General features: G+C 62.2%; 32 protein-coding genes. 15 read left to right on the top strand and 17 right to left on the bottom strand.

All coding sequences use genetic code 11. The features are described from left to right. Positions 1 to 84: 84 nt before the first annotated feature. Together AC13CE_RS05725 and AC13CE_RS05720 are read left to right on the top strand one after the other, a co-directional pair. Positions 85 to 1395: a cystathionine gamma-synthase family protein gene (locus AC13CE_RS05725; RefSeq protein WP_482971816.1), complete on the top strand. Its 1311-nt coding sequence runs from the start codon at positions 85 to 87 to the stop codon at positions 1393 to 1395. Between the two features lie 179 nt (positions 1396 to 1574). Then, positions 1575 to 2279 carry an ATP-grasp domain-containing protein gene (locus AC13CE_RS05720; RefSeq protein WP_482971815.1) on the top strand — a complete coding sequence of 235 codons (705 nt, stop codon included), beginning with the start codon at positions 1575 to 1577 and terminating at the stop codon, positions 2277 to 2279. Positions 2280 to 2281: 2 nt separating this feature from the next. Here the strand turns inward: AC13CE_RS05720 and AC13CE_RS05715 are convergent, their stop codons facing one another. Beyond that, positions 2282 to 2557 carry a PilZ domain-containing protein gene (locus AC13CE_RS05715; RefSeq protein WP_482971814.1) on the bottom strand — a complete coding sequence of 92 codons (276 nt, stop codon included), beginning with the start codon at positions 2555 to 2557 and terminating at the stop codon, positions 2282 to 2284. A gap of 87 nt (positions 2558 to 2644) precedes the next feature. Beyond that, complete coding sequence (locus AC13CE_RS05710; protein ID WP_221537960.1) at positions 2645 to 3178, bottom strand: DnaJ domain-containing protein; 534 nt, start codon at positions 3176 to 3178, stop codon at positions 2645 to 2647. Positions 3179 to 3326: 148 nt separating this feature from the next. On the opposite strand from AC13CE_RS05710, the gene AC13CE_RS05705 reads away from it, so the two are divergent. After that, positions 3327 to 3476 (top strand): hypothetical protein, encoded by a 150-nt coding sequence (locus tag AC13CE_RS05705; protein ID WP_482971813.1) that lies wholly within the window; start codon positions 3327 to 3329, stop codon positions 3474 to 3476. Between the two features lie 59 nt (positions 3477 to 3535). Here AC13CE_RS05705 and pal read toward each other — a convergent pair whose 3' ends face one another. The 12 genes from pal to hisB form a co-directional block, all read right to left on the bottom strand. Beyond that, positions 3536 to 4048, bottom strand: a complete 513-nt coding sequence (pal, locus tag AC13CE_RS05700) for a peptidoglycan-associated lipoprotein Pal (protein ID WP_482971812.1) — start codon at positions 4046 to 4048, stop codon at positions 3536 to 3538. Between the two features lie 79 nt (positions 4049 to 4127). Then, the gene (gene tolB, locus AC13CE_RS05695) at positions 4128 to 5513 is read right to left on the bottom strand and encodes a Tol-Pal system beta propeller repeat protein TolB (RefSeq protein WP_482971811.1); all 1386 of its coding nucleotides are present in this window, start codon (positions 5511 to 5513) and stop codon (positions 4128 to 4130) included. Beyond that, positions 5510 to 6316 (bottom strand): energy transducer TonB, encoded by an 807-nt coding sequence (locus AC13CE_RS05690; RefSeq protein WP_221537964.1) that lies wholly within the window; start codon positions 6314 to 6316, stop codon positions 5510 to 5512. Before AC13CE_RS05690 ends, tolB begins: the two co-directional genes overlap by 4 nt. A gap of 10 nt (positions 6317 to 6326) precedes the next feature. Next, complete coding sequence (locus AC13CE_RS05685; protein ID WP_482971810.1) at positions 6327 to 6806, bottom strand: ExbD/TolR family protein; 480 nt, start codon at positions 6804 to 6806, stop codon at positions 6327 to 6329. A gap of 1 nt (position 6807) precedes the next feature. Further along, the gene (gene tolQ / locus AC13CE_RS05680; protein WP_482971809.1) at positions 6808 to 7506 is read right to left on the bottom strand and encodes a protein TolQ; all 699 of its coding nucleotides are present in this window, start codon (positions 7504 to 7506) and stop codon (positions 6808 to 6810) included. Then, entirely contained in the window at positions 7506 to 7958 is a 453-nt protein-coding gene (locus tag AC13CE_RS05675; protein ID WP_482971808.1) for a YbgC/FadM family acyl-CoA thioesterase, read from the bottom strand. The genes tolQ and AC13CE_RS05675 overlap by 1 nt, the downstream gene beginning before the upstream one ends. A 96-nt stretch (positions 7959 to 8054) precedes the next feature. Further along, entirely contained in the window at positions 8055 to 8432 is a 378-nt protein-coding gene (locus AC13CE_RS05670) for a histidine triad nucleotide-binding protein (protein ID WP_221537968.1), read from the bottom strand. Beyond that, the gene (locus AC13CE_RS05665) at positions 8432 to 8746 is read right to left on the bottom strand and encodes a phosphoribosyl-ATP diphosphatase (protein ID WP_482971807.1); all 315 of its coding nucleotides are present in this window, start codon (positions 8744 to 8746) and stop codon (positions 8432 to 8434) included. Before AC13CE_RS05665 ends, AC13CE_RS05670 begins: the two co-directional genes overlap by 1 nt. Before the next feature lie 17 nt (positions 8747 to 8763). Continuing rightward, positions 8764 to 9537, bottom strand: coding sequence for an imidazole glycerol phosphate synthase subunit HisF (hisF, locus tag AC13CE_RS05660; RefSeq protein ID WP_482971806.1), 774 nt, complete (start codon positions 9535 to 9537; stop codon positions 8764 to 8766). Positions 9538 to 9547: 10 nt separating this feature from the next. Further along, positions 9548 to 10276: a 1-(5-phosphoribosyl)-5-[(5-phosphoribosylamino)methylideneamino]imidazole-4-carboxamide isomerase gene (hisA, locus tag AC13CE_RS05655; RefSeq protein ID WP_482971805.1), complete on the bottom strand. Its 729-nt coding sequence runs from the start codon at positions 10274 to 10276 to the stop codon at positions 9548 to 9550. Next, positions 10273 to 10899: an imidazole glycerol phosphate synthase subunit HisH gene (hisH, locus tag AC13CE_RS05650; RefSeq protein WP_482971804.1), complete on the bottom strand. Its 627-nt coding sequence runs from the start codon at positions 10897 to 10899 to the stop codon at positions 10273 to 10275. The genes hisA and hisH overlap by 4 nt, the downstream gene beginning before the upstream one ends. Next, the gene (hisB, locus tag AC13CE_RS05645; RefSeq protein WP_482971803.1) at positions 10892 to 11485 is read right to left on the bottom strand and encodes an imidazoleglycerol-phosphate dehydratase HisB; all 594 of its coding nucleotides are present in this window, start codon (positions 11483 to 11485) and stop codon (positions 10892 to 10894) included. Before hisB ends, hisH begins: the two co-directional genes overlap by 8 nt. A gap of 114 nt (positions 11486 to 11599) precedes the next feature. On the opposite strand from hisB, the gene AC13CE_RS05640 reads away from it, so the two are divergent. From AC13CE_RS05640 to AC13CE_RS05625, 4 genes are all read left to right on the top strand, one after another. After that, positions 11600 to 12100, top strand: a complete 501-nt coding sequence (locus tag AC13CE_RS05640; RefSeq protein ID WP_221537975.1) for an SspB family protein — start codon at positions 11600 to 11602, stop codon at positions 12098 to 12100. A gap of 39 nt (positions 12101 to 12139) precedes the next feature. Beyond that, on the top strand, positions 12140 to 12553 hold the full coding sequence (locus AC13CE_RS05635; protein WP_473821403.1) for a hypothetical protein: 414 nt from the start codon (positions 12140 to 12142) through the stop codon (positions 12551 to 12553). A 37-nt stretch (positions 12554 to 12590) separates the two neighbouring features. Beyond that, complete coding sequence (gmk, locus tag AC13CE_RS05630; protein WP_221537977.1) at positions 12591 to 13241, top strand: guanylate kinase; 651 nt, start codon at positions 12591 to 12593, stop codon at positions 13239 to 13241. Between the two features lie 215 nt (positions 13242 to 13456). Then, positions 13457 to 14047, top strand: coding sequence for a PilZ domain-containing protein (locus AC13CE_RS05625; protein WP_473821405.1), 591 nt, complete (start codon positions 13457 to 13459; stop codon positions 14045 to 14047). Positions 14048 to 14172: 125 nt separating this feature from the next. Here AC13CE_RS05625 and AC13CE_RS05620 read toward each other — a convergent pair whose 3' ends face one another. The 3 genes from AC13CE_RS05620 to AC13CE_RS05610 are packed head-to-tail and all read right to left on the bottom strand — an operon-like array spanning position 14173 to position 17318. Beyond that, positions 14173 to 14979 (bottom strand): SDR family oxidoreductase, encoded by an 807-nt coding sequence (locus tag AC13CE_RS05620; RefSeq protein WP_221537979.1) that lies wholly within the window; start codon positions 14977 to 14979, stop codon positions 14173 to 14175. 14 nt (positions 14980 to 14993) lie between these two features. Beyond that, a complete protein-coding gene (locus tag AC13CE_RS05615) occupies positions 14994 to 16133 on the bottom strand; it encodes an acyl-CoA dehydrogenase family protein (RefSeq protein WP_482971802.1) in 1140 nt (379 codons plus the stop codon). A gap of 3 nt (positions 16134 to 16136) precedes the next feature. Further along, positions 16137 to 17318: an acyl-CoA dehydrogenase family protein gene (locus AC13CE_RS05610; RefSeq protein ID WP_473821407.1), complete on the bottom strand. Its 1182-nt coding sequence runs from the start codon at positions 17316 to 17318 to the stop codon at positions 16137 to 16139. 170 nt (positions 17319 to 17488) lie between these two features. On the opposite strand from AC13CE_RS05610, the gene AC13CE_RS05605 reads away from it, so the two are divergent. The 8 genes from AC13CE_RS05605 to AC13CE_RS05570 all read left to right on the top strand — a co-directional run bounded on the left by AC13CE_RS05605 (position 17489) and on the right by AC13CE_RS05570 (position 24906). Beyond that, the gene (locus AC13CE_RS05605) at positions 17489 to 18340 is read left to right on the top strand and encodes an SDR family NAD(P)-dependent oxidoreductase (RefSeq protein WP_482971801.1); all 852 of its coding nucleotides are present in this window, start codon (positions 17489 to 17491) and stop codon (positions 18338 to 18340) included. After that, positions 18340 to 19812, top strand: coding sequence for an MFS transporter (locus AC13CE_RS05600; protein ID WP_482971800.1), 1473 nt, complete (start codon positions 18340 to 18342; stop codon positions 19810 to 19812). Before AC13CE_RS05605 ends, AC13CE_RS05600 begins: the two co-directional genes overlap by 1 nt. Positions 19813 to 19894: 82 nt before the next feature. Continuing rightward, positions 19895 to 21229 carry an acyl-CoA dehydrogenase family protein gene (locus AC13CE_RS05595; RefSeq protein WP_482971799.1) on the top strand — a complete coding sequence of 445 codons (1335 nt, stop codon included), beginning with the start codon at positions 19895 to 19897 and terminating at the stop codon, positions 21227 to 21229. Continuing rightward, positions 21229 to 22317: a Zn-dependent alcohol dehydrogenase gene (locus tag AC13CE_RS05590; protein WP_482971798.1), complete on the top strand. Its 1089-nt coding sequence runs from the start codon at positions 21229 to 21231 to the stop codon at positions 22315 to 22317. Before AC13CE_RS05595 ends, AC13CE_RS05590 begins: the two co-directional genes overlap by 1 nt. Further along, on the top strand, positions 22317 to 23396 hold the full coding sequence (locus AC13CE_RS05585) for a phosphotransferase family protein (RefSeq protein ID WP_482971797.1): 1080 nt from the start codon (positions 22317 to 22319) through the stop codon (positions 23394 to 23396). The genes AC13CE_RS05590 and AC13CE_RS05585 overlap by 1 nt, the downstream gene beginning before the upstream one ends. 48 nt (positions 23397 to 23444) lie before the next feature. Continuing rightward, the gene (gene dapD / locus AC13CE_RS05580; RefSeq protein WP_482971796.1) at positions 23445 to 24269 is read left to right on the top strand and encodes a 2,3,4,5-tetrahydropyridine-2,6-dicarboxylate N-succinyltransferase; all 825 of its coding nucleotides are present in this window, start codon (positions 23445 to 23447) and stop codon (positions 24267 to 24269) included. A gap of 69 nt (positions 24270 to 24338) precedes the next feature. Then, positions 24339 to 24665, top strand: coding sequence for a hypothetical protein (locus AC13CE_RS05575; RefSeq protein WP_221537988.1), 327 nt, complete (start codon positions 24339 to 24341; stop codon positions 24663 to 24665). A 49-nt stretch (positions 24666 to 24714) separates the two neighbouring features. Next, positions 24715 to 24906 (top strand): DUF3008 family protein, encoded by a 192-nt coding sequence (locus tag AC13CE_RS05570; RefSeq protein ID WP_221537989.1) that lies wholly within the window; start codon positions 24715 to 24717, stop codon positions 24904 to 24906. The last annotated feature ends 41 nt before the right edge of the window (positions 24907 to 24947 follow it).

Here is a 24947-nt window from a genome sequence, read left to right as displayed (position 1 = left end):
TGCGGAGGTTAGGAACGGGCGCCCCGGCCAGTTCTCACGGCTCCCGCCTTCCTGGGAGCGATATGCAGGAAGGATGCTCTCACCATGAGCGACCACGATATCGACCCTACTTCGCCGCGCATGGCACCCAAGCCCGAAGTCACCAAGATAAACGGGCGCGAGCTAAAGCCCAGCACACTTATGATGGGCCATGGCTTTGATCCGGTGCTGTCCGAAGGCAGCCTCAAAGCTCCTATCTTCCTCACCTCGACATTTGCTTTCCCCAGCGCGGCCGACGGGAAGCGTCACTTCGAAGGGATCACCGGCAAGCGTCCGGGCGGCGCGGATGGCCTCGTCTATTCGCGCTTCAACGCGCCGAACCAGGAAATTCTCGAGGATCGCCTGTCGGTGTGGGACGGCGCGGAGGATGCGCTCAGCTTCTCCAGCGGCATGACCGCGATCTGCGTGCTGATGCTGGCCTATGCCAGCCAGAACGACGTGATCGTACACTCCGGTCCGCTCTATGCCGCCTCCGAAGGCTTCGTCGCCAAGATCCTCGCCAAATTCGGCGTGACCTATGTCGATTTTCCCGCAGGCGCGACGCACGAACAGATCGACGCCGTGCTCGAAAAGGCCAGGAAGCAGGCGGACGAACAAGGTGGCAAGGTCTGCATGGTCTATCTCGAAAGCCCGGGTAACCCGACCAATGCACTGGTCGATATCGAAGCCGTGCGCGATGCCCGCAACGCGGCGCTGGGCGAAGATTGCCCGATCGCGATCGACAATACCTTCCTCGGCCCGCTGTGGCAGCGTCCGCTCGAGCATGGCGCGGATATCGTCGTCTATTCGCTGACCAAATATGTCGGCGGCCATTCGGATCTCGTCGCTGGGTCCATTGCGGGCGCTAAGAAGTGGATGGATCCGGTGCGCATGCTGCGCAACACCATGGGCGGCATCTGCGATCCGAACACCGCCTGGATGCTCTGCCGCAGCCTCGAAACGGTGGAACTGCGGATGAGCCGTGCGGGCGAGAATGCCGCCAAGGTCTGCGATTTCCTGTCGAAGCATCCCAAGGTTGAAGGCCTCGGCTATCTCGGCATGATCAAGGACGCGCGCCAGCAGGACATCTACGATCGTCACTGCCTCGGCGCGGGCTCGACCTTCTCGCTGCTGCTCAAGGGCGGCGAGGCGGAATGCTTCCGTTTCCTCGACAGTCTCAAGATCGCCAAGCTGGCTGTCAGCCTCGGCGGGACGGAAACGTTGGCCAGCCACCCGGCGTCGATGACGCACCTCTCGGTAGCCGAAGGGCGCCGTGCGGAACTTGGAATCTCGGACAACCTCGTGCGCATTTCGATCGGTATCGAGGACGCCGACGATCTCATCGCCGATTTCGAACAGGCGCTGGAGGCGGTCTGATACGCATCGGTTTCCTCGCCTGCGCGGATACCCTGCCGGGCGAGGGAGCGCGGCGGGGCGATGCGTTCGAGCACGATGTCGAGGTCGCGGCGCTGCGTCCTGCATTCGAGGGCGCGGGTCTGGAACTAGTAGAGATCGACTGGCGTGCCTCGCTGGACGAGTTCGACGGGCTCGCACTGGTGCTGCTGGGAACCGCGTGGGACTATCAGGACCATCTCGAGGAGTTCCTGGATAAGCTGGCGGCGGTCGAGGCTCGCGGCACTATGGTTTGCAACCCGCCGCCCGTGGTCCGCTGGAATGCAGAGAAACGCTATCTGTGCGAATTGGAAGAGCGTGGTGCGACCATAGTCCCGACGCTCTGGCTCGGCGATGCGGGACGCGAGGAGGTGCTCTCCGCGATGGACCAATTCGGCATCGACCGCGTGGTCGTAAAACGACAGGTGGGTGCTGGCGGCCTTGGGCAGCACAGCTTTACGAGAGCCGCCTTGCCGGACGAGGAATGGCGCATGGGCCGCCCCTGCATGATCCAACCATTCCTGCCCAGCGTGGTCGAGGAGGGCGAATACACCTTCGTGTTCGTCGATGGGCAGTTCAGTCATGGCGTGCTCAAGCGTGCCGCGGAAGGTGAATACCGAATTCAGTCGCTCTTCGGCGGAAATGAGAGCGATTACGCACCCGAACCGGCAGATCTGGCGCGTGCCCAAGCCGTCGTGAGCGCCCTGCCCTTTGGCGATCTGCTCTATTGCCGCATCGATATGGCACGGCTGCCTTCAGGCAAACTGGCAGTGATGGAGGCGGAGGCGATCGAACCCTATCTTTACCCCGAACAGGGTCCGCAGCTCGGGAAACGCTTGGCGGCGGCTATCATGAACCGCCTTATCTGAATTCAGAGTTCGAGCGCATCCATCGCGAGCGGACTGAGCTTGTGCATGAAGCGAACACCCGCTTCATTGCCTTTAACCCACACGATCTGACCAGCCAGCTCGTTCCGATCATCAAGTTCGAAAAATATTGTCGAACCCTTGTTCACAAAGCCGTCGAACAGCTCGATCCGGCAACCCGTGAGCGAGATATCGCACAGGATTGCCCGCGCACGCTGGATCGGCACTCGGCAATCGAGCACTATATCGCTGCCCTGGCGGTTTGTAGTTCGCGTCTGCATTTCGGGTCCTCGGTGTGCTCCTCCCTTTTGCCGGGAAAGCCGCAAGAAAGGGTTAATGTCGCATTTATACAATGCGGCAGTTCGCGCTCAGCCCTTCCATTCGCGGCGTTCTTCCGCGGCTTTGAGCACCTCGTAGGCGACCTGATATTTCTGGAACTGGTCGGCTGCTTCCTTGTCGCCCGGCTTGACGTCCGGATGGACCGCCTTCGCCTTGACCCGCCAGGCCTTCTTGACCGCAACGAAATCCGCGTCGGCCTCGAGCTCCAGAATTTCGAGCGCGCGCATTTCGTCGGCACTGCGCGATCCGTCGCCCGAACCGCCCCAGCCATAGTGCTGGGCCTCGGCATAGCCGGCGTTCTCCGCTTGCTCTGACTTGGTGCGCGCGGCCTTTTCCGCCTTGTCGAGGCCTTCGAAATAATCCCACTTCGAATTGTATTCGGCCGCGTGCTTCTGGCAGAAATACCAGCGCTCGGGCGTGTTCGGCGATTTCGGCGCAGGGCAATCGCCTCTTTCCTCGCAACCGTGCCGGTCGCACAGGCGTACGGTCGCCGCTTCGCGGCCCTCGTCATAGCCGCGCCAGCGGGGAAAGCCCCAGTCGTTCGAGCGACGCGCCTTAGGCACAAGCGGTCGCGAAATATGTCGTCGGTCGAGCGGGCATGGCTCTCAATCTAGGGATGCTGGCGCTATTGGCAAGCGCGTGGGAAGGGAAGATACCTTGCTGTGTTGCATTGCAACGAAGCATTCATGATCCCTCCTTAGAGAGACCACCATGAGCAAGCAACTTACCCTTTCCGCCACTGTCGCCGTGTTGAGCATGGCTGCTTTCGCGCTCGTTTCGGGCCTTGGGAATTTCGGGGCCGCGAACGATACCCATCAGGTCGCGGGGGCGCCACCGATCAGCCTCGACGCTTCGCGCTGACGAGCGCTGCAAGTTGATAAAAAGCCCCGGCCGAAACCGGGGCTTTTTCTTATCGGTGATCAGTCGATCGTGACAGTGGCGGCGCGGCGGTTCTGGGCCCAAGCGGCCTCGTTCGACCCCAATGCCACCGGACGTTCCTTGCCGTAGCTGACCGTGCGGATCCGGCTGGCCGGAATACCCAGCGAGACCAGGTAGTTCTTCGCGGCATTGGCACGACGCTCGCCCAGCGCGAGGTTGTATTCGCGTGTTCCGCGTTCGTCGGCATGGCCTTCGATGGTAAAGCGGACATCGGGATACTGGTTGAAGTACTGTGCCTGCGTCTGCAGCTTGGCGCTGTCTTCCGCATCGATGTTGTAACGATCGGTATCGAAATAGACGGTGGTGTTCGCCTGGCCGACTGCCTGCATGAAATGCTCCATGCTGCCAACGGCGGGGCCACTGGAGGTGGGCGTGGGCGTAGGCGTCGTGGTTTCGGCCGGCGGCGGCGGAATCTCTTCCGGGGCCTTCTTCTGGCATGCTGCCAGCGCAAGCGCGGAACTGAGCATCACTGCAGTAGCAATACGGGTATTCATCAGGCTGTCCCCTTATAAACAGCGGTTGAACTTGTCTTTGGCCCCCGTTTCATCCGTCCCCACGGATAGAACAATGTTCTTACGGCAGGATCGGTCCCCAAGCAGGGTCCGAGGCATCCACCGGCGTCGGCAGGCGACGCTCGTTCTCGCCGGTGAGGTCCACCTGCCAGAGCGAGGTATCGCCGGTATTGCGCTGCGTCCGGAAGAACTGGATGATCCGGCCATTGGGCGCCCAGGTCGGCGCTTCGTCCTGCCAGCCACGCGTGAGCGTGCGGACATTGCCGCCTGAAGGCGACATGACGGCAATGTTGAAATCGCCCGCGATCCGCGTGAAAGCGATCTGGTCGCCGCGCGGGCTCCACTCCGGCGTCGCACAACGGCCACCGCCAAAACTGATGCGGCGCTGGTTCGAACCGTCGGCATTCATGATGTAGCACTGCTGCGCACCCGAACGGTCGCTTTCGAACACGATCTGGCTGCCATCCGGCGAATAGGACCCGCCAACGTCCACGCTGGCGCCATCGGTCAGGCGCTGCGGCTGTCCGCCGCTGGCGGAAACGCGATAGATGTCGGTATTGCCGCTCACCGCCATGGAATAGAGGATCCAGCGCCCGTCAGGGCTGAAGCGCGGGGCGAAGGTCGGATTGTCGCTCTGCGTCACCAGTTGCTGGCGGCCGCTCCCAATATCGTAGATGTAGATGCGCGGATTGCCGTCGACATAGCTAAGATAGACCAGCTTGCTGTAATCGGGCGAATAGCGCGGGGTAAGCGCGGTCGAGCGGCCGGTGGTGATGAAGCGATGATTTGCCCCGTCGCTATCCATGATGGCCAGCCGCTTGGTCCGGTTATCCTTCGGGCCGGTTTCCGCGATGTAGGCGATACGGCTGTCGAAGAAAGGGCTTTCGCCGGTCAGCCGCGAATAGACGAGGTCGGCGCATTTGTGCGCTGCACGGCGCCAGTCGGCGGGTGCAACGACCCAACCTTCGGCTACGAGACGCTGCTGCAGCGCCATGTCGTAGAGATAGCAGCCCACGGTCAACCGATCGTCACTACGCGCGCGAACATAGCCGTGCACCAGCATTTCCGCGCCGCGCACGCCCCAGGTCGACCAAACGGGCGAGGTGATGTTGTCGAAGCTCGGCTTGGGCAGCGAGTCCGGGCCGGTCGGCTTGAACAGGCCATTATTCCGCAGGTCGGCGGTTATCACCCGGGCAAGTTCAACGCCCAGCGCCTCGGTGCCGTTGGCATTAGCAGGCGTAGAGGCGTTGCGATCGGTCGCAAAGGCGGGAATGGCGATGCCAAGATCATCGAGATTGCCTTCGAAGCTGACCGACCCGGAGAGGCCTTCCTCCTGCTCGATCGTCTCGACCTCCTGCCCTTCCGGAACAGGTTCGCCGAGATCTTGGTTCTGCGCCGCCAGTGGGCTGGCGACAAATGCGAGAGTTGCGAAGATCAGTTTTTTCATTGGGCAAGCTTCCAGTCAAAGCTGAACGAAGTGATGTTCTTCCACGCCTCGTAATACTCGGGTGGCAGATCATCAAAGGGGGCGGCAAGTTGTACGGCCCGGATGGCCTGTTCGGCATGGCGGCTCGCTTGCGCGCGATTGGTGTCGTTGATGCCGGTCTGCCGGACTACTTGCGGTCGACCCGCCAAGCTACCGTCGGGGTTGAGACGGAAACGGAGGAAGGTGGTGATTGCATCAACATCGGGTCCGCTTGGCGGTTGCCATCTCGGCTTGATCTTGCGGGCGATGGCCTGAACCAGAGAGGCCTTCGCGCTTGCACCAATCTGCGAGGCGGGGGTGCGGGTTTCGTCAGTGGTCGTGCTGCCACCGGCGCCTGCCAGAAAGTCGCTACCGATGCGCGAACCGCCGCTGCGTTCGGACGGTCTGGGCTGGCTGCGCTCGCGCGGCTGTTCGCGGCGAGGCTGCGGGCGGGCCTCACGGGCAGGAACGGGCACGGGCGACTGTACGCGCTGCGTGGGTCGTTCGACCACCGGGTCGCTCGGCGCGTCGAGCATTTCCGGTGAAGGCGAGGGAGTGTCGGACAAAGTCGGCGCGATGGCCGCCCGGCTTTCCGGCACAGGATCGGGTGCGGTCGCCTCCATACCGACATCTTCGGCGAGGTTGACTGTCATCCTTTCGGTACGCTCGATTTCGGGCGCGGGCATCAGAGCCTGGATTACCATGGCGGCGAGCAGCGCAAGGTGCAGCGCCACGGCGACGATCAGACCTGTGCGTTCTTCGCTCCTGATGCCTGCGCTATACATGGGACCGTGGCTATTCCCCGGACTCTGAACCGCGGTTGACCGGCGGAGCCGATTGTCCGCCATTCGTCACCAGTGAAATCCGGTTGAGTCCGGCGCGGTTGAGTTCTCCCATGACCGCCATCACGCGCCCGTAATCGAGCGCGCGGTCGGCGCGCAGTGTGATATCCGGCCCTTCGCCCGTGCGCGGGATGACCTCAAGCGCCTGCGGCAATTCGCCCACCGGAACCTGGTTGTCATCGATATAGACATAGCCTTCGGTGTCGATGCTGATCGATACCTGCTGTTGTTCCTGCGGCAGCACGTTGGCGCGGCTGTCGGGGAGCTGGATCGGCACGCCCGCAGTCAGCAGCGGCGCGGTAACCATGAAGATGATCAGCAGCACCAGCATCACATCGACGAAGGGCGTGACGTTGATTTCGGCCATGGGCCGCCGCCCGCCGCGTCCGCGACGCCGCCTTGTTCCTTTCCCGGAAGCGAGAGTCATCGCCATGTCAGCGCTGCTCCAGCTGGCGGCTGAAGCTGGCGTGCAGCTTGTCGGCGAAGCGGTGGAGGCGCGTCTCGAAGCGTTCGACGGCATGACTGAACCGGTTGTAAGCGATTACCGCGGGAATTGCGGCGAACAGGCCGATGGCGGTGGCGAACAGCGCCTCGGAAATACCCGGTGCTACCACTGCGAGCGACGAACTTTCCTGCGCGCCGATCTGGAAGAAGCTGTTCATGATGCCCCAGACCGTGCCGAACAGGCCTACGAAGGGAGCGACTGCGCCCACCGTGGCAAGGAAGTTCAGCCGCTCGGCGATATCGTCGGCCTCCTGCGCGATCTGGCTGTCCATCGCCGCGGCGATCCGGCCCCGCAGCGCCTCGCGGTCGCGCACCTCGTTCTTGGTCGAACGCCGCCATTCGCTGATCGCCGCCTGCGCCACGCGGGCGGAAGGGATATCGCTCTTGCCGCGCTCGGACATAAAGCGATCGAAATGATCTGCCTGCCAGAATTCGCTTTCATAGGTCAGCTGCACGCGCTTCAACTTACCCATGCGAAGGCTGAAGGACACGATGATCGCCCAGACCCAGATGCTGGCAAGGATCAGGCCGGCCATGACCGCCTGGACGACGATATCGGCATCAAGGAACAATTGCACCGGGTCGAGCCGGGTCGGTGCGCCGATGGAAAGAAGGGAAAGTGTGGTCATCAATCCTCTGTCGAATGAACGAAGCGCGCGAAAGCCGCGCGCCATTCTTCTGGCTGGCGAATAGGCCGTCCGCCGGGTGAAACGAAGCCGACGCGCAAATGTGCCTCGGCCAACAATTCTTCTCCGCGGAACGCCTTCTGGTGCATCCGGCAGGATGCTGCCTTGAGTTCGGTACAGCGGGTCTCGATAAGGATGTCGTCATCGAGCTTGGCTGGCCGCAAATATCTGAGGCTGACCTCGGACAGTGCATAAGCGCCGAGGCCCGCTTCGATCGCGGCGCGCTGATCGATGTCGAGGCGGCGCAGCAGGTCGGAGCGCGCGCGTTCGAACCAGCGAAGGTAATTGGCGTGATAGACGATGCCCGAAAGATCGGTGTCTTCGTAATAGGCACGCACGGCATAGAGATGCCGGTCGCCATCGAGTACTCCGTCGGGGGGATTGGGCAAGGACATGCGAAAGGCGCTCTAGCGCAGCGGGGAGTCGCTGCAAAGCCGCCTTTCACTCCGAAAACATGAACGGCGGTGAAACGAGATTCTCGCGCGGCGAAACTATCTGGCGATCATCGGACCGAGCGGCTGGCCGCCAAAGATATGGACGTGCAGATGCGGCACTTCCTGCCCGCCATGCGCGCCGACATTGGCCATCATTCGGTAACCGGGCTCCACCAATCCCTTGTCGCGCGCGATCTTGCCGACCGCGCGCACGAAACCGGCGATTTCCTCCGCACTGGCTTTCGCACTGAAATCGTCCCAGCTGACATAGCGCCCCTTGGGGACCACCAGCGTATGCACTTCTGCCTGCGGATTGATGTCCTCGAAAGCAAAGGCCCATTCGTCTTCGTAAACCTTGGACGAAGGGATCTCGCCGCGCAGGATTTTCGCGAAGATATTGTCATCGTCATATGGTTGGGTCGGGTCGATCGGCATTATTCGCTCCTCGAGTTTTTCTCATCGATACCGGACACGCCCTCGCGCCGGTCCAGTTCGGCCATGACGTCCGCCAGGGGCACGTTCTTTTCGGCCAGCAGCACCATCAGGTGGAACAACACATCGGCTGCTTCACCGACCAGTTCCTCGCGGCTGCCCGAGAGCGCTGCAACGCAGGTTTCAACGGCCTCTTCGCCCAGCTTGCGCGCCATGACCGGCAGGCCGCGATGGGTCAGCTGCGCCACATAGCTGGTGTCGGGATCGGCCGTGCGGCGCTCGGCAATGGTCGTCTCGAGGCGGGTAAGCGTGTCCATGGAGACCGTGTGCGGTATCAGCCGCGCGCAGGCAAGCCCGCCGCGCGCAGGGCACGGTGCGCCTCGCCGATCGAATGCTGCCCGAAATGGAAGATCGAGGCGGCGAGCACGGCGCTGGCATGGCCCTGTCTCACCCCTTCGACGAGATGGTCGAGCGTGCCGACACCGCCGCTGGCGATGACAGGCACGGAAACACTGTCGGCAATCGCGCGGGTCAGTTCGAGGTCGTATCCCTGCTTCGTCCCGTCCCCATCCATCGAGGTAACGAGCAGTTCGCCCGCGCCCAGCTCTGCCAGCCTTTGCGCATGTTCGACCGCGTCGATACCGGTCGGCTTGCGGCCGCCGTGGGTGTAGATTTCCCAGCCGCGAAAGCCCTCGCCCTGCGTATTGGCGCGCGCATCGACACTGGCGACAATGCACTGACTGCCGAATTTCTCGGCAATCTCGCGCACGAGTTCCGGCCGCGTGACGGCTGCGGAATTCACCGCCACCTTGTCCGCCCCAGCCAGTAGTAGCGCCCGCGCATCCTCGACGCTGCGTACCCCGCCGCCAACGGTCAGCGGCATGAAGCACACTGCCGCGGTACGCCGCACCATGTCGAGCAGCGTTCCGCGCCCCTCGTGACTGGCGGAGATGTCGAGAAAGCACAATTCGTCCGCCCCGGCACGGTCATACGCCTGTGCCTGCTCCACCGGATCGCCCGCATCCTTGAGATCGACGAAATTGACCCCTTTCACCACGCGTCCGTCGGCAACGTCTAGGCAAGGAATGACGCGGATACGGACGGTCACTTCAAGAGCCTCATGATTTCGCCGCCATCGCCAGCGCCGCCGCCAGGTCCAGCCGCCCGTCATAAAGCGCACGCCCGGTAATCACGCCCTCGATACCTTCCTTGGCATAGAGCGAGAGCACATGGATATCGTCCAGACCCTTCACCCCGCCGCTTGCGATCACGGGAATATCGACTTGCCGCGCCAGTTCCACGGTCGCGTCGATATTCACGCCCTTGAGCAGCCCGTCGCGCCCGATATCGGTGAACAATAGCGCTGCAACTCCGGCATCCTCGAACCGGCGGGCAAGATCGTCCACGGGCACGTCGGACACCTCGGCCCAGCCCTCGGTCGCGACCATGCCGTCCTTCGCATCCACCGCGACGACTATGCCGCCTTCGAACTCGCGCGCCATGTTCTTGACGAACTCGGGGTCCTTGAGGGCCGCAGAACCCATCACTATGCGCGACACGCCCGCACCGAACCATCCTTCCACATCCTCGCGCTTGCGGATGCCGCCGCCAAGCTGGACATGACCGGGAAACGCCTTGACGATGCTCTCCACCGCCTCGCGGTTCTGCGCCGAGCCGACGAAGGAGCCGTCGAGATCGACCACATGCAGGTGCTGTGCACCCGCCTCGGCGAACAGCGCCGCCTGCGCGGCGGGATTGTCGCCATAGACGGTCGCGCGCTTCATATCGCCCTCGGCAAGGCGCACGACCTGGCCGCCCTTCAGGTCGATGGCGGGAAAGACGATCACGGTTTCCACTCCAGGAAGCGTTGCAGGATGCCGAGCCCGTAGCTCTGGCTTTTTTCGGGATGGAACTGCACCCCGAGGATATTGTCGCGCCCGACTGCGGCAACCAGCCCGCCGCCATGGTCTGTCATCGCCAGCACGTCGCGACCGCTGTCGGCGTGGAAGTGGTAGGAATGGAGGAAATAGGCCTCGCCAACCTCGATCACCTCATGGTTCTTCGCATGCGGTGTGGGCGCGACGTCGTTCCAACCCATGTGCGGCACTTTCACGCTGGTATCGGTCGGCTCGATCAGCCGGACTTCGCCTTCGATCCAGTCAAGCCCCGTCGTTTCGCCATATTCCAGCCCGCGCGTGGCGAGCAATTGCATGCCCACGCAAATGCCGAGGAACGGCGCGCCACCCACAAATACCCGCTCGCGCATTGCTTCGATCGCGCCCTTCTCCGCGCGTAGCCCTGCCGCGCAGGCCCCGAAACTGCCGACTCCAGGCAGCACGATCCGGTCGGCGGCGCGCAACACGTCGGGATCGGCCGTGACCTTCACCTGCGCCCCTACCTTACGCAGCGCGTTCTCGACCGAGTGCAGATTGCCCGCGCCGTAATCGACCAGCGCGATCACTTCACCCACCGAGCTGTCCCTTGGTGCTGGGGATCGCCCCGCCCTTGCGCGGATCGATTTCCACTGCGGCGCGCATTGCGCGGGCGAAGCCCTTGTAAATGCTCTCGCAAATATGGTGGTTATTGGTGCCGTAGAGCAATTCGACATGCAGCGTCAGCCCGCAGGTCTGCGCGATGGAATGGAACCAGTGCTCGATCAGCTCGGTATCCCATTCGCCCAGCTTTTCCTGGCTGAAGCCCGCCCGCCAGACGAGATAGGGCCGCCCGGAAATATCGAGCGCCACACGCGCCAGCGTTTCGTCCATCGGCGAATAGGCACTGCCGTAACGCGCAATCCCGCCCTTGTCGCCCAGCGACTGCGCCAGCGCCTGCCCCAGCGCCAGCGCGCTGTCCTCGGTCGTGTGATGCTGGTCGACATGGAGATCACCATCGACCTTCATCGTTACGTCGATCAGCGAATGCCTGGAAAACTGCTCGACCATATGATCGAGGAAACCGATCCCGGTGGAAATGTCATAGGCACCCGTCCCGTCGAGGTCGACTTCGACCAGGATGTGCGTTTCCGCGGTGTTTCTTTCGATACGGCCTGTTCGCATGCCGCCTGCCTATAGGCGCCAGTGTGGGCGGCGCAAGAAATAGCCGCTATTCGCAGGGTAAAGACAGGCTTAAACCGCTTGACCACGGCATCGTGCGGTTCCACCTAGGAGGGCATGAGCGAAGACACGCCTGACAGCCTTATTCCCTATGACACCATCGTGCAGGAGGCCCTGCGCGCAGTGGTTGGCCGGGTACTGGGCGAAATCGAGCAAAGTGGCAGCGAACTGCCCGGTGCGCACCATTTCTACATCACCTTCAAGACACACGCGCCGGGGGTTTCGATCCCCGCCAGCCTGCGCGAGCGGTTTCCCGACGAAATGACCATCGTGCTGCAGAACAAGTTCTGGGATTTGAACGTGCGCGAAGACGGCTTCTCGGTCGGCCTGTCCTTCAACCAGATCCCGTCGCAACTCGACATTCCCTATTCCGCAATCACGCAATTCGTCGATCCGGCGGTGGATTTCGGCCTGCAGTTCCAGGCGACCGTCGCCGACATGGCTCCCGCCGCGACCGAAGAGGCTGGGAATGACGAGGAACAGGGTCGCCAGGCACCCGTTGCAGGTGTGGAAGACGGCTCGAATGTCGTCTCGGTCGATTTCGGCCGGAAGAAATAAAGGCGCGGGGGCTGATCTGCGCCGGAAGGTGCACAGGGAATGGTTAGACACGTCAAGGAAATGGGTGCGGATCTCGTGGAGAATACGCGCGAGGCGACAGGTGGTCGCGAGGAAAATGTACCCGGCCCGTCGACCAATCCCATGACCAACATTCTGCTGGCGGATCTGATGATCCGCGCAGGGTCATACGTCATGCGCGATGCAATCGAGCGCGGAATGCTTCGCGGGCGCTACGGACGCGAAACGGCGCGAGAGATGATCAAGAACAAGTCGCTCGGCCAGCAGGCGATCAGCTTCGCACTAGCCAAGGTGGCGACACGCAGTCTGCCCGGCGCATTGCTGGTGGGCGGCGGTGCGCTCGCCAAGACGATCTTCGACCGCAGCCAGAAGCGAAGAAAATCGCGCCGCGAAGGCGATCGTGCCCTGATCGAACAGGCCCATTCGGACGAGTAGGCTTGATTTGAACGCGCCGCTTGGCCCAAAGGCGCGCATGGCCGATTCCTCAGACAGTCACGACAACGCACTCGCCCGGCGCGGATTGATGTTCATCCTCTCCTCGCCCAGCGGGGCCGGGAAGACCACGATCAGCCGCATGCTGCTGGCTGCCGATCCGTCGATCAAACTATCCGTCAGTGTAACAACCCGCCCGCCGCGCCCGGGCGAAATCGACGGTGTGCATTACTTCTTCCTCGACGATGCCGCCTTCGACCGTATGGTGGAGGAAGACGATTTCTACGAATGGGCGCATGTCTTCGGCCACCGCTATGGCACACCCAAGGGCCATATCCGCAATGCGTTGAAGGAAGGACAGGACTTCCTTTTCGACATCGACTGGCAGGGTACGCAGCAGCTCTACCAGAAGGACCAGCAGGACGTAGTCCGCGTGTTCATCCTGCCGCCCAGCATCGCCGAACTCGAACGCCGTCTGCGCAGCCGGGCGACGGACAGCGAGGAAGTGGTGCAGGCCCGCATGGAACGCGCCCGCGCCGAGATCAGCCACTGGGACGCCTATGACTATGTGGTAATCAACGAGGATGTGAACGATTGCTTCGCCAAGGTGCGCGAAATCCTCGACGCCGAACGCATGAGGCGCCAGCGCCAGACAGGCCTGATCCCGTTCGTGCGGGAACTGATGGGGTAAGCGGGTTTGGTGTGAAGGCGAGTCGGGCAGCTAACCACCCTTTTCGAATGCCCTGCTCTGCCCTGCCGAGGCACCGTAAGCGGAAGCTTCTTGCCCTCAATGGCCCCGACATCGGACCTCGGGATGCCGACTTCCTGCCAGCACTACGCGTTTTCTCTTAGCCGGCCTTTCCCGGACCATTCACCATAGTCTGGGATAAGTTAAGGATCGCCGCCATGGAAAACTCACTCGCCCCTCGGGATATGTCGCAAGCCTACGAGCGCTCGTATCAGCGTAAGGCGATGTTCGTTACTGCAAACCTGTCTTCATCTGGAATGACCGGTAATGTGCGCGTGCGCAACATTTCGGATTCCGGAGCTCTGATTGAAGCCGACACCTTGCCGCCGGTGGGCGAACGCGTGAAGCTGCGCAAAGGCGAGCTAAGTGCAACCGGCACCATAATCCGCCGCGAAGGCAAGCAAGCAGGGATCCGTTTCGAGCGCCTCGTGAACGCGATCGACTGGTTGCCGAACAAGGCACACTCGCAATTGATGGTCGACATCGCTTTCGAAACGATCAAACCCCGTTTCGAGGGCGGCCCTCCCACCGCCAACGCTGCGGCGAATGCGCGCGCAGAGGCAATAGCCTTGCCGTCCAGCCCAGCCACGCGAGACGAACTGGAAGGCATCGCCGATATGCTCGATGCGCTGGCGGACCGGATGAGCGAAGACCCGGTGATCCTAGCTAGCTATCTCGACAAGCTGCAAGTGCTCGACATCGCCTCGCAAAAATTGCGCAAGGTTGGACGCAACCTACCTGATCGCTAACCGGCTTCGAACTCTCTGCCCCGAGGCACATCCCGCGGCACAATCGCCCCTAATGCGCTCTGCGGCCAGAAAAACTCGAGTCAGCGAGACACCCGCCTCTCAACAGACAGGAATGCAGCGCGGAGCTACCTACCGCCCGCCGGATCGGCGAAATGCGTGGGCAGGTGAGCGTTGACGATACCGCCGTCGACCGCGATCGTTTCGCCTACGGTATAATCGCCCGCGCGGCTGGCGAGATAGACGCAGCTTCCGCCCATATCGAACTTGTCGCCCACGCGCTTGTTCGGGATGCCCTGAGCGCTGGCCTCGGCATGGTCGCGCGCGACCTTGTTCATGTTGCTCGGGAATGCGCCCGGCGCGATGCCGGTGACATAGACGTGGTCCTGCACCAGCCGCGCGGCCATGCGGCGCGTAAGGTGGATCAGCGCCGCCTTGCTCGCCTGGTAGGAATAGGTCTCCCACGGGTTGATGCGCAGGCCGTCGATGCTGGCAATGTTGATCACCTTGCCGGGCTTGTCCTGGCTGGCATTGGCGGTGAGGAGCTTGTGCAGTTTCTGCGTCAGGAAGAAGGGCGTCTTGACGTTGAGGTCCATGACCTTGTCCCAGCCCTCTTCCGGGAAGTCGAGATAATCCGCCCCCCAGGCCGCGCCGGCATTGTTGACGAGGATGTCGAGGTGGGATTCCTTCGCGGAAATCTCGGCCACCAGTTCATCGATGCCTTCCAGCGTCGAGATATCGCCCTGGATCGGAACGACCTTGTCGCCCAGTTCTTCGGCAGTTTCGTGCAGTTCGCCGCCCTTGCGCGCAGTGATATAGACCCGCTCTGCGCCCGCGGCGAGAAAGCCCTCCACGATCATGCGGCCGATGCCGCGGCTGCCGCCGGTAACGAGGGCAATGCGTCCCTTGAGGCTGAACATGTCTTCGAGGTTCATATCGTCTCTCCCGCTCAGTAGCCGCTCATTTCGGCGACACGGCCCGCGTGGTAATATTGGTCGCCGAGGAATTCCTGCAGCGCCCGGTCCCGTTTCATGTAGAGGCCGATGTCGTATTCGTCGGTCATGCCGATGCCGCCGTGCATCTGCACCCCTTCCTTCACCGCAAGACCCGCCGCCTTGGCGACCTTGGCCTTGGCCACACTCGCCATGAGGTCCGCCTTCTCGCTGCCGCCATCGAGCAGCTGGGCCGCCTTGATGGTGACAGCGCGGGCGATCTCGACTTCGGAATAGAGATGCGCGGCGCGGTGCTGCAGCGCCTGGAATTCGCCGATCAGCTTGCCGAACTGCTTGCGCTGCTTGAGGTAGTCGACGGTCATGTCCATCGCGCCCTGCGCCACGCCCACGCCTTCGGCAGCCGCACCCACGCGGCCCGCCATGAGCATGGCATTGAGCACTTCGCGCCCGCCGTCGACTTCGCCGATCACGGCATCGCCGTCGAGCTCGACACCGTCGAAAGTGACATGGCTGGCCATCGAGCTGTCGACCAGCCGGACGCTGTCATGGCTCATGCCGCTGGCATCCTTCGGCACGGCGAACAGCGTGATGCCGTCCGCATCGCTGTCGCTGCCCGAAGTGCGCGCGGCGACCACGATCATCTCGCTGCTGGCGCCATAGACCACGAAATCCTTCTTGCCCGACAGGCGGAAGCCGTTGCCCGATTTCTCCGCCTTGCAGGCGATGGTTTCGGGGCGGTGCTTCGCGCCTTCGTCGATAGCGACCGAATAGACCTTCTCGCCTTCGATCAGGCCGGGCAGCCAGCGCCCCCGGACATCGTCGCTGCCGTGCTTGAGCGCGGTAGCCGCCAGCACGGAGGAGGACAGGAAGGGCGAGGGCGTAAGGTTGCGCCCGATCTGTTCGAGCACGATCCCCGCCTCGACATGGCCCATGCCGAGCCCGCCGTCGTCTTCGCCCACCAGCATGCCGGTGAAACCCATTTCGGCAAACTGCTTCCACAATCCGTGGCCGAAGCCGTCCTTGCAATCGCGGTCGCGCCAGTGGCGCAGCTGCTTCGCAATCGCGCCTTCTTCGGCCATGAACTGCTGTGCGGTTTCGGCGAGCATCGCCTGGTCTTCGTCGTAATAAAGGGGCATCGATCAGGCTCCCGGCAGGTCGAGGATACGTTTCGAGATGACGTTGAGCATGACTTCGCTCGTGCCGCCCTCGATCGAATTGGCCTTGGTGCGCAGCCAGTTACGCGACGGCTTGCCGCCGGATGTTTCCTCGCTCTCCCATTCGAGAGCGAGGCTGCCGCCCGCTGCCATCATCAGTTCGTGCCGTCGCTTGTTCAGCTCGGTCCCGACATATTTCATCATGTTCGGCTGCGCGGGATGCGCCTTGCCGACCTTGAGTTCGTCGAGGAACTTCTCGCCCATCGCGGCATAGGACAGCGCGTCGACGTCGAATTGCGCCAGCTCTGCGCGCAGCACCGGATCGAGTTCGCCAGCATTGCGCTTCATCGCCGCGCCGATGGCTGCGGTGCGGTCACCGCCGCCCGCGCCCGAGATCATCTCGCGTTCGTGGCCCAGCAGGTACTTCGCCACGTCCCAGCCGCGGTTGATCTCGCCGACATAGGCGGGGATGTCCTCGCCATAGCTCTTGGGCACCTTCACATCGTCCATGAAGGTTTCGCAGAACGGGCTGTTGCCGCTGATCAGCTTGATCGGCTTGGTCGAGACGCCATCGCCCGCCATGTCGAACAGCATGAAGGTGATGCCCTGGTACTTGTTCTGCTTGTCGGTGCGGACAAGACAGAAGATCCAGTCGGCCTCGTCGGCATAGGAAGTCCAGATCTTCTGGCCGTTGACGATCCAGTGATCGCCCTTGTCCTCGCCGAAGGTCTGCATCGAGACGAGGTCGGAGCCGCTACCCGGTTCGGAATAGCCCTGGCACCAGCGGATTTCGCCTTTGGCTATCTCGTTGAGGAATTTCTGCTTCTGGCCTTCCGTGCCGAAGTGGAGCAGCGCCGGGCCGAGCATCCAGATACCGAAGCTGGACAGGGGCGGGCGGGCACCGATGCGGGCCATTTCCTGGCGCAGAATCTTGCCCTCTGCGGGGTTCAATCCGGCGCCGCCATATTCCTTGGGCCATTCGGGAACGGTATAGCCCTTGTCCCGGCAGGCTTCGAACCATGCCTTCTGGGCATCGTTCTTGAACTTGGCATTGCGGCCGCCCCAATAGACGTCGCCCTCGTCACGAACGGGCTCGCGCATTTCGGGGGGACAATTGGCTTCGAGCCATTCGCGCGTTTCGGCGCGGAAGCTTTCCAGATCGGACATTACCGACTCCTCTCTCAGATCTCTTCGGTTGACGTTTACGTTAGGGTGATTCGCAGCCTTCCCGCAAGGGCGATGATGAGGAAGCGCCATGCCGTAGCGTCAGGCGGTTTGCGTTGACGTAAGGTGCGGCTCGCCTAAGCTTGAAGCCGAGGATTTCTGGGAGAAAGACGATGCGATTCACGGGCAAGATCGTGGTGATAACCGGTGCGGCATCCGGTATCGGAGCCGAGACCGTGCGCCTGTTCGCCGGCGAGGGTGCGACCGTATTTGCCTCCGATATCGACGATGTGGGCGGAAAGGGACTCGAACAGGAAACCGAAGGCGTCATCCGCTATCGCCACTGCGACGTCAGCTCGACCGAGGATATCCGCAGGCTGATGGACGGGGCCGCCGAAGAAACCGGCGGCATCGACGTGGTCTTTAACAATGCGGGTGCTGGCGGCGCACGCCCCGGGATCGACGAGATCGAACCCGACGAGTGGGATCGCACGATGGACCTGCTGCTACGCTCCGTCGCGATGGGCATCCGTTATGCCGTTCCGCACATGAAGCACCGCAAGGGCGCAAGTATCATCAACGTGTCAAGCGTGGCGGCGGTCGGCCCCGGCTATTCTCCTACCGCCTATGCCGTGGCCAAGGCAGGTGTCCTGCACCTCACCAAATGCGCCGCGACCGATCTTGCGAGGCACGGCATCCGGGTGAACGCCGTGCAGCCTGGCTTCATCAACACAAACATCTTCACCGCCTCGCTCGACATTCCCGAAGAAATGGCCCGCACGGCCAAGGCCGCGATTGCGCAGATGTCGTCCAATGCTCAGCCGGTGGCCCGCGGAGGTCAACCGCGCGACATCGCCGAAGCGGTCGCCTTTCTGGCCAGCGATGCGGCCAGCTTCATGACCGGCACCTCCATGCTGGTCGACGGCGGGCTGACCATCGGCCCGCGGCATAGCTGGGATCCGGAAGTACCGGGCCTGTTCGATACGCTAGAAGCCATGCAGAAACAGGCGCAGGGTAAGGCCTGATGGCATTCATTGCCGGCCCCCTGCCCCAGCGGCTGAAACTGGTCCACGGGTCGGGGGCAGTTGCATTCGGGATCAAGGATTCCGGTTTCAGCTTCTTCCTGCTGCCGTTTTACAACCTCGTACTGGGTGTCGATGCAGGAACTGTCGGTGCGGCGCTGGCGACGGCACTGATCGTCGATGCGCTGGTCGATCCGCTGATCGGCCATCTTTCCGACCGGACCTATACGCGCTGGGGGCGCCGCCTGCCCTGGCTCTATCTTGCCCCGATCCCGCTCGCTCTCTTATGGACGCTGCTGTGGTCCCCACCCTTCACCGGAACGCCGGGATATTGGGATATTCTCGCATTGGCCGTGGGCGTTCGCCTCCTGCTCTCAGCCTGCGAAGTTCCATCGGTCAGCCTCGTCCCCGAGATTACGGACGATTACGACGACCGCACCACCCTGTTCCGCTATCGCTTCCTGTCGGGGTGGCTTGGCGGCCTGCTGATGATGGTCATGGCCTTCAGCGTATTCCTGCCCACACCCGAAGCCCAGCTGCGACCGGAAGGCTATGCCGAATACGGGATTTTCGGAGCGGCCCTGATGGCACTGGCGGTAATCGGATCGGCGGCGGGCCAGCACAGCACCGTAGCCCACCTGCCCCCGCTGAAACCGCCGCCCTTCTCGCTGAGGGGCGCGTTCGCCGAGATTTTCGATGCTTTCCGGGAAAAGGCCTTCCTGATTTTCGCAGTAGGTGGTCTCGCCATCTATGTAGCGCAGGGCATGACCTTTTCGATCACGCAATATGTCAATCTCTACGTCTGGCAGTTCTCCGAAACCGCCTTCATGTTCTACCCGGCGGTGCTGTTCCTCTCGGTGGTGCTCATGTTCCTCGTGGTCGGGCCGCTCCACCGTATGTGGGGTAAGCCGAAATCCGCCGCCGTCGGCGCACTGGCCGGCCTCGCTCTCTATTTCACCCCCCATGCCCTGCTGCTGGCGGGTTTGTGGCCGGAAACGGGGACGACGACCTCGACAGCCATACTCTTCGTCTTCCTGATCTTCGCCAATACGGCGAGCGTGATCTCGATCATCTCCGCCACATCGATGGTGGCGGAAATTGTCGAAGCCTTCGAAGAACGCACCGGCAAGCGGGCGGAAGGGACATTCTATTCCGGAAACTGGCTGGTGCAGAAATGCGCGACCGGCGGCGGTATCCTGCTGACCAGCCTGATCGTCCAGTCCATCGATCTTGCTCCCGGCACGGCCCAGGCCGATGTTGCGCAGGGGACCGTGCGTCAACTGGTCTGGTTGTATATGATCACCTCGACCTTGCTGATGCTTGTTGCAGCATACTGGCTGAGCCGCTTCCCGATCACGCGCGAACAGCATGAAGCACGTGTCGCCGCGCGCAGATTGCGCGAAACAGGAAAGGAAGACGATCCGATCGGCGATGCCGTAAGGGCAGATCCGGATGCCCACACGATTACACCGTGAACCCTGCTTTACGGGACTTGGCGAGGCCCGAATGATCTGCCAGTTTCCGGAAGAAACCGATTTTGAAGAGAGGAATTAAGCGATGGATTTCGAACCCACAGAGAGGCAAGTTTACTGGCGCGACCGGGTGAAGAACTTCATCGAGGATCACGTTCGCCCGGCTGTGCCGACCTACAAGGCGCAGGATGCCGAGGGAGAGCGCTGGAAGGTCATCCAGGTGGTGGAGGACCTCAAGGCCAAGGCCAAGGCCGAAGGCATCTGGAACCTGTTCATGCCCCCGCGCAACGACGGGCATCACCATGTCGACGAGACCTATGATTTCGAAGGTCCCGGCCTCACCAACCTCGAATACGCGCTTTGTGCCGAGGAAATGGGCCGCATCGGCTTCGCCTCCGAAGTCTTCAATTGCTCCGCGCCCGATACCGGCAATATGGAAGTGTTCCATCGCTACGGTACGCGCGAACAGAAGGACCGCTGGCTGACCCCGCTGATGAATGGTGAAATCCGTTCCGCCTTCCTCATGACGGAGCCTTTCACCGCTTCCTCCGACGCCACCAATATCGAAACCCGTATCGAGCGTGACGGCGACGAATATGTCATCAACGGGCGCAAGTGGTGGTCTTCGGGCGTTGGCGATCCGCGCTGCAAGGTCGCCATCGTCATGGGCAAGACCGATTTTTCGGCGGGCCGCCATGCCGCGCAATCGATGATCCTGATGCCGATGGATGCACCGGGCGTGACGGTGCTGCGCCACCTGCCCGTGTTCGGATATGACGATGCGCCCCACGGCCATATGGAAGTCGAACTCAAGGACGTGCGCGTCCCGGCCACCAACATGCTGCTGGGTGAAGGACGTGGATTCGAGATCGCGCAGGGCCGCCTCGGGCCGGGCCGCATCCATCACTGCATGCGCACCATCGGCGTGGCCGAGGAAGCGCTCCACAAGATGTGCCAGCGTCTTCAGGAGCGCGAGGCTTTCGGCAAGCCGATCTACAAGCACTCGGTATGGGAAGAGCGCGTGGCCCGCGCCCGGATCGACATCGACATGACCCGTCTGCTGTGCCTCAAGGCCGCCGACATGATGGACAAGGTCGGCAACAAGAGCGCCAAGCAGGAAATCGCCATGATCAAGGTGCAGGCGCCCAATATGGCGCTGCGGATCATCGACGATGCAATCCAGGCGCATGGCGGCGGCGGCGTGTCCGAAGATTACGGTCTCGCCAATGCCTATGCCCACCAGCGCACGCTGCGCCTCGCCGACGGGCCGGACGAGGTTCACGCCCGCTCGATCGCGCGGATGGAATTCGCCAAGCACATGCCCAAGCCGGGACCCTCCGCCAACGCCCTGCGCGACGGCAAGGGGCCGGTCGGCGGCGATGACCGGCAAAGCTCGGGCGACATCGGGGCAACGCGCTGATGGCTAAGGCGGCTATACTCGAACAGGTCGGCAGCCTGACCATAGGTGAAGTCGAACTGGCCGATCCCGGCCCGCACGAAGTCCTGATCGACACCAAGGCCTGCGGGCTGTGCCATTCGGACCTGCACTTTATCGAAGGCGCCTACCCGCATCCTCTGCCCGCGATCCCGGGTCATGAGGCGGCAGGCGTGGTCCGTGCGGTCGGCAGCGAAGTAAAGACGGTCAAGCCGGGCGATCACGTGGTCTCCTGCCTCTCCGCCTTCTGCGGCCACTGCGAATTTTGCGTCACCGGCAGGATGGCGCTGTGCATGGGGGCCGATACCAGGCGTTCCGCAACCGAAACACCCCGGATCAAGCGCTTGATTGACAAGTCGCCGGTCGGACAGATGCTCAATCTTTCGGCCTTCTGCGAGCAGATGCTGATCCATGAACATGCCTGCGTCGCCATCGACAAGGACATGCCGCTCGACCGCGCGGCGATCATCGGCTGCGCCGTGACGACCGGTGCAGGCGCGATCTTCAACGCCTGCTCGGTGGTTCCGGGCGAAGCGGTGGCCGTGATCGGCTGCGGCGGCGTCGGCCTTGCCGCAATCAATGCTGCGAAGATCACCGGCGCGGGCAAGGTTATAGCCATCGATCCGATCCCGGAAAAACGCGCACTGGCCGAGACACTGGGGGCCACGCACACGGTCGATGCCATGGCGGACGATGCGGTCGAGCAGGTAATGAAAATTTCTGGCGGCGGCGTGCATCACGCCATCGAAGCGGTGGGCCGGCAGGCTAGCGCGGACCTTGCGGTGAAGATCCTGCGCCGCGGCGGTACGGCGACTATCCTCGGCATGATGCCGCTCGACTGCAAGGTCGGCCTCGGCGCGATGGACCTGCTCTCTGGCAAGAAACTGCAAGGCGCGATCATGGGCATGAACCACTTTCCGGTCGATCTGCCGCGCCTCGTCGATTTCTACATGCGCGGTTTGCTCGATCTCGACACGATCATCGCCGAGCGTATCCCGCTCGATAAGATCAACGAAGGCTTCGAGAAGATGAAACAGGGCACCTCGGCCCGCAGCGTTGTGGTGTTCGACTGATGACGACAGGCCCCGATATCGATTACGACAAGGAAATGGTCGGCACTGTCGAAGTGCCGGATAAGGATCGCCTGAACCTCGAAGCGCTCACGGCGTGGTTCACGGCCAATGTCGAAGACTTTGAGGGACCAATTTCCTACACGAAGTTCAAGGGTGGTCAGTCGAACCCGACCTACAGGATCGACACCCCGAACCGCTCCTACGTCCTTCGCCGTCAGCCTTTCGGCAAACTGCTGCCCAGCGCGCATGCGGTGGACCGGGAATACACTGCAATGCACGCGCTCGGGCCGACCGGCTTCCCCGTACCCAAGACCTATGGCCTGTGCGAGGACCCCGAAGTCATTGGGTCGAAGTTCTTCGTCATGGGCCTCGCCGATGGACGATCTCTCTGGAACGGGGCGCTTCCGGGTATCGACAAGGAAGACCGCCGGGAAGTCTACAATGCCATGATTGACACCATGGCGGATCTTCACTTGCGCAAACCCGATGAAATCGGACTCGGCGACTATGGCAAGCCTACCGACTATTGCGCGCGCCAGATCGCCCGGTGGAGTAAGCAGTACAAACTCTCCGAAACCGAACACATGGAGAAGATGGAGCAGCTGATAGATTGGCTGCCACAGACCATCCCGCCCCAGCACGAAAGCAGCGTGGTCCATGGCGACTATCGGCTCGACAACCTCATTTTCGAGAAGGAGGATAACAAGGTCCTCGCCGTGCTCGACTGGGAATTGTCGACGCTGGGCGATCCGATTGCCGATTTCAGCTATCTCATGCTCAACTGGCATAATCCGCACGATGGCAGGGCCGGACTGCTCGGCCTCGATCTCGAGGAACTGGGTATCCCTTCGCAGCAGGAAGCGGTCGACCGCTATGTCTCACGAACCGGCTATCCGGTTCCGCCAATGGACTGGTATTTCGCCTATAACCTGTTCCGGCTCGCAGGCATCATGCAGGGTATCAAGAAGCGGGTGATCGACGGGACGGCTTCTTCGGCCCATGCCAAGGCCATGAGCGAGCGTGTTGGACCATTGGTCGACCGGGCCCATGAATTTGCCGTGGCTGCGGGGATGGACTAGCGCGCCCACGCTGCTAACGACCTCTCCGAAATTCCGACGGAGACAAACATGAGCGCCGACCTCGAAAACCGTATCGAAGCCGCGTGGGAAGACCGCGCCAATGTCACGCCGCAAAGCGCGGACGTGCGCGAAGCGGTAGAGGCAGCGCTCAAGCTGCTCGACAGCGGCGAAGGCCGCGTGGCAGAGCCCGATGGAAAGGGCGGCTGGACGGTCAATCAGTGGCTCAAGAAAGCAGTGCTGCTTTCTTTCCGCCTCAACGATAACCGCGTGATGGAGGGTGGCAGCGCGGGCCATCCCGCCTTCGACAAGGTACCGAGCAAGTTCGCCGGCTGGGACGATGCGCGTTTCCGCGAAGCAGGATTCCGCGTCGTTCCCGGCGCCGTGGCCCGCGAAGGCGCATATATCGCTCCTGGATGCGTGCTGATGCCCAGTTTCGTCAACATCGGTGCCTATGTCGGCAAGGGCACGATGGTCGACACCTGGGCCAGCATCGGCAGCTGCGCGCAGATCGGTGAAAACTGCCATATCTCGGCCGGCGCGGGCATTGGCGGCGTACTCGAGCCGATGCAGGCCAACCCGACCATCATCGGCGACAATTGCTTTATCGGTGCCCGCAGCGAGATCGTCGAGGGTGTGATCGTGGGCGAAGGCAGCGTAGTCGCCATGGGCGTCTTCATCACGCAGTCGACCAAGATCGTATATCGCGACACAGGCAAAGTCATCCACGGCCATATCCCGCCCTATTCGGTGGTAGTGCCTGGTTCGATGCCGGGAAAGGACGGCGGCCCAGGTCTCGCCTGTGCTGTCATTGTAAAGACTGTCGACGCGCAAACTCGCGAAAAAACCGGTATCAACGATCTACTGCGCGACTGAGGCGTAGGAACATTCCACACAAACGCGCGTAAACCCTGCGAACTGGATTTTTCGCAGGGAGGTTTTGTGATGCATACTGAAGATGGCCACGTCCACTTGGACGAACAAGAGGCAAGCGGCGGCTCCAAGGAAGGCGTCGTCCGCTGGGTGCTGCTCGGTGGCCTGGTGCTGGCAGTTATCCTCCTTTCGATCGTCTGGATTATCCCGGCGATGACGCAGGGCGATGTGGAGGAAGAGGCCACTGTTAGTGGCGAAATCCGGTCCATGGAAGAAGGTGGCGATAACACCGACAGCATTGTCGGCGTACCGGACGAAACGGATCTGGGCGACGACACCGTTGCAACACCGCAGGACCAGACCACTACCGAAGACGGGCTCGAAGTCATCGAGAACTGATCGGTAACGAGGTGCTCAGGCGCAGCAGCAAATTGAAGGAGCAAGGCTGATGCCAGCAAAATCGAAAGCGCAACAAAAGGCCGCCGGAGCGGCCCTCTCCGCCAAGCGCGGCGACACGAAGGTGTCGGAATTGCAAGGCGCATCCAAGCAGATGTACGACAGCATGTCGGAAGACGAGTTGGAAGATTTCGCCTCCACCAATCGCGACGATCTGCCCGATCATGTCGAGGATGACGATTGATGGATCGAGACTTGCGGGCCGATATGTGTTTTGAATTTTAC

It is taken from the genome of Qipengyuania sp. B-5, from assembly GCF_056857815.1.
The sequence above is the reverse complement of the archived record's forward strand: the minus strand, read 5'-3'. Positions and strand labels throughout refer to the sequence as shown.

Coding starts and splice junctions, on each gene's coding strand:
- AC13CE_RS05725 (WP_482971816.1), top strand. CDS start 85: ATGAGCGACCACGATATCGACCCTACTTCGCCGCGCATGGCACCCAAG.
- AC13CE_RS05715 (WP_482971814.1), bottom strand. CDS start 2,557: ATGCAGACGCGAACTACAAACCGCCAGGGCAGCGATATAGTGCTCGAT.
- AC13CE_RS05705 (WP_482971813.1), top strand. CDS start 3,327: ATGAGCAAGCAACTTACCCTTTCCGCCACTGTCGCCGTGTTGAGCATG.
- pal (WP_482971812.1), bottom strand. CDS start 4,048: ATGAATACCCGTATTGCTACTGCAGTGATGCTCAGTTCCGCGCTTGCG.
- tolB (WP_482971811.1), bottom strand. CDS start 5,513: ATGAAAAAACTGATCTTCGCAACTCTCGCATTTGTCGCCAGCCCACTG.
- AC13CE_RS05690 (WP_221537964.1), bottom strand. CDS start 6,316: ATGTATAGCGCAGGCATCAGGAGCGAAGAACGCACAGGTCTGATCGTC.
- AC13CE_RS05685 (WP_482971810.1), bottom strand. CDS start 6,806: ATGGCGATGACTCTCGCTTCCGGGAAAGGAACAAGGCGGCGTCGCGGA.
- tolQ (WP_482971809.1), bottom strand. CDS start 7,506: ATGACCACACTTTCCCTTCTTTCCATCGGCGCACCGACCCGGCTCGAC.
- AC13CE_RS05675 (WP_482971808.1), bottom strand. CDS start 7,958: ATGTCCTTGCCCAATCCCCCCGACGGAGTACTCGATGGCGACCGGCAT.
- AC13CE_RS05670 (WP_221537968.1), bottom strand. CDS start 8,432: ATGCCGATCGACCCGACCCAACCATATGACGATGACAATATCTTCGCG.
- AC13CE_RS05665 (WP_482971807.1), bottom strand. CDS start 8,746: ATGGACACGCTTACCCGCCTCGAGACGACCATTGCCGAGCGCCGCACG.
- hisB (WP_482971803.1), bottom strand. CDS start 11,485: ATGCGAACAGGCCGTATCGAAAGAAACACCGCGGAAACGCACATCCTG.
- AC13CE_RS05640 (WP_221537975.1), top strand. CDS start 11,600: ATGAGCGAAGACACGCCTGACAGCCTTATTCCCTATGACACCATCGTG.
- AC13CE_RS05635 (WP_473821403.1), top strand. CDS start 12,140: ATGGTTAGACACGTCAAGGAAATGGGTGCGGATCTCGTGGAGAATACG.
- gmk (WP_221537977.1), top strand. CDS start 12,591: ATGGCCGATTCCTCAGACAGTCACGACAACGCACTCGCCCGGCGCGGA.
- AC13CE_RS05625 (WP_473821405.1), top strand. CDS start 13,457: ATGGAAAACTCACTCGCCCCTCGGGATATGTCGCAAGCCTACGAGCGC.
- AC13CE_RS05620 (WP_221537979.1), bottom strand. CDS start 14,979: ATGAACCTCGAAGACATGTTCAGCCTCAAGGGACGCATTGCCCTCGTT.
- AC13CE_RS05615 (WP_482971802.1), bottom strand. CDS start 16,133: ATGCCCCTTTATTACGACGAAGACCAGGCGATGCTCGCCGAAACCGCA.
- AC13CE_RS05610 (WP_473821407.1), bottom strand. CDS start 17,318: ATGTCCGATCTGGAAAGCTTCCGCGCCGAAACGCGCGAATGGCTCGAA.
- AC13CE_RS05605 (WP_482971801.1), top strand. CDS start 17,489: ATGCGATTCACGGGCAAGATCGTGGTGATAACCGGTGCGGCATCCGGT.
- AC13CE_RS05600 (WP_482971800.1), top strand. CDS start 18,340: ATGGCATTCATTGCCGGCCCCCTGCCCCAGCGGCTGAAACTGGTCCAC.
- AC13CE_RS05595 (WP_482971799.1), top strand. CDS start 19,895: ATGGATTTCGAACCCACAGAGAGGCAAGTTTACTGGCGCGACCGGGTG.
- AC13CE_RS05590 (WP_482971798.1), top strand. CDS start 21,229: ATGGCTAAGGCGGCTATACTCGAACAGGTCGGCAGCCTGACCATAGGT.
- AC13CE_RS05585 (WP_482971797.1), top strand. CDS start 22,317: ATGACGACAGGCCCCGATATCGATTACGACAAGGAAATGGTCGGCACT.
- dapD (WP_482971796.1), top strand. CDS start 23,445: ATGAGCGCCGACCTCGAAAACCGTATCGAAGCCGCGTGGGAAGACCGC.
- AC13CE_RS05575 (WP_221537988.1), top strand. CDS start 24,339: ATGCATACTGAAGATGGCCACGTCCACTTGGACGAACAAGAGGCAAGC.
- AC13CE_RS05570 (WP_221537989.1), top strand. CDS start 24,715: ATGCCAGCAAAATCGAAAGCGCAACAAAAGGCCGCCGGAGCGGCCCTC.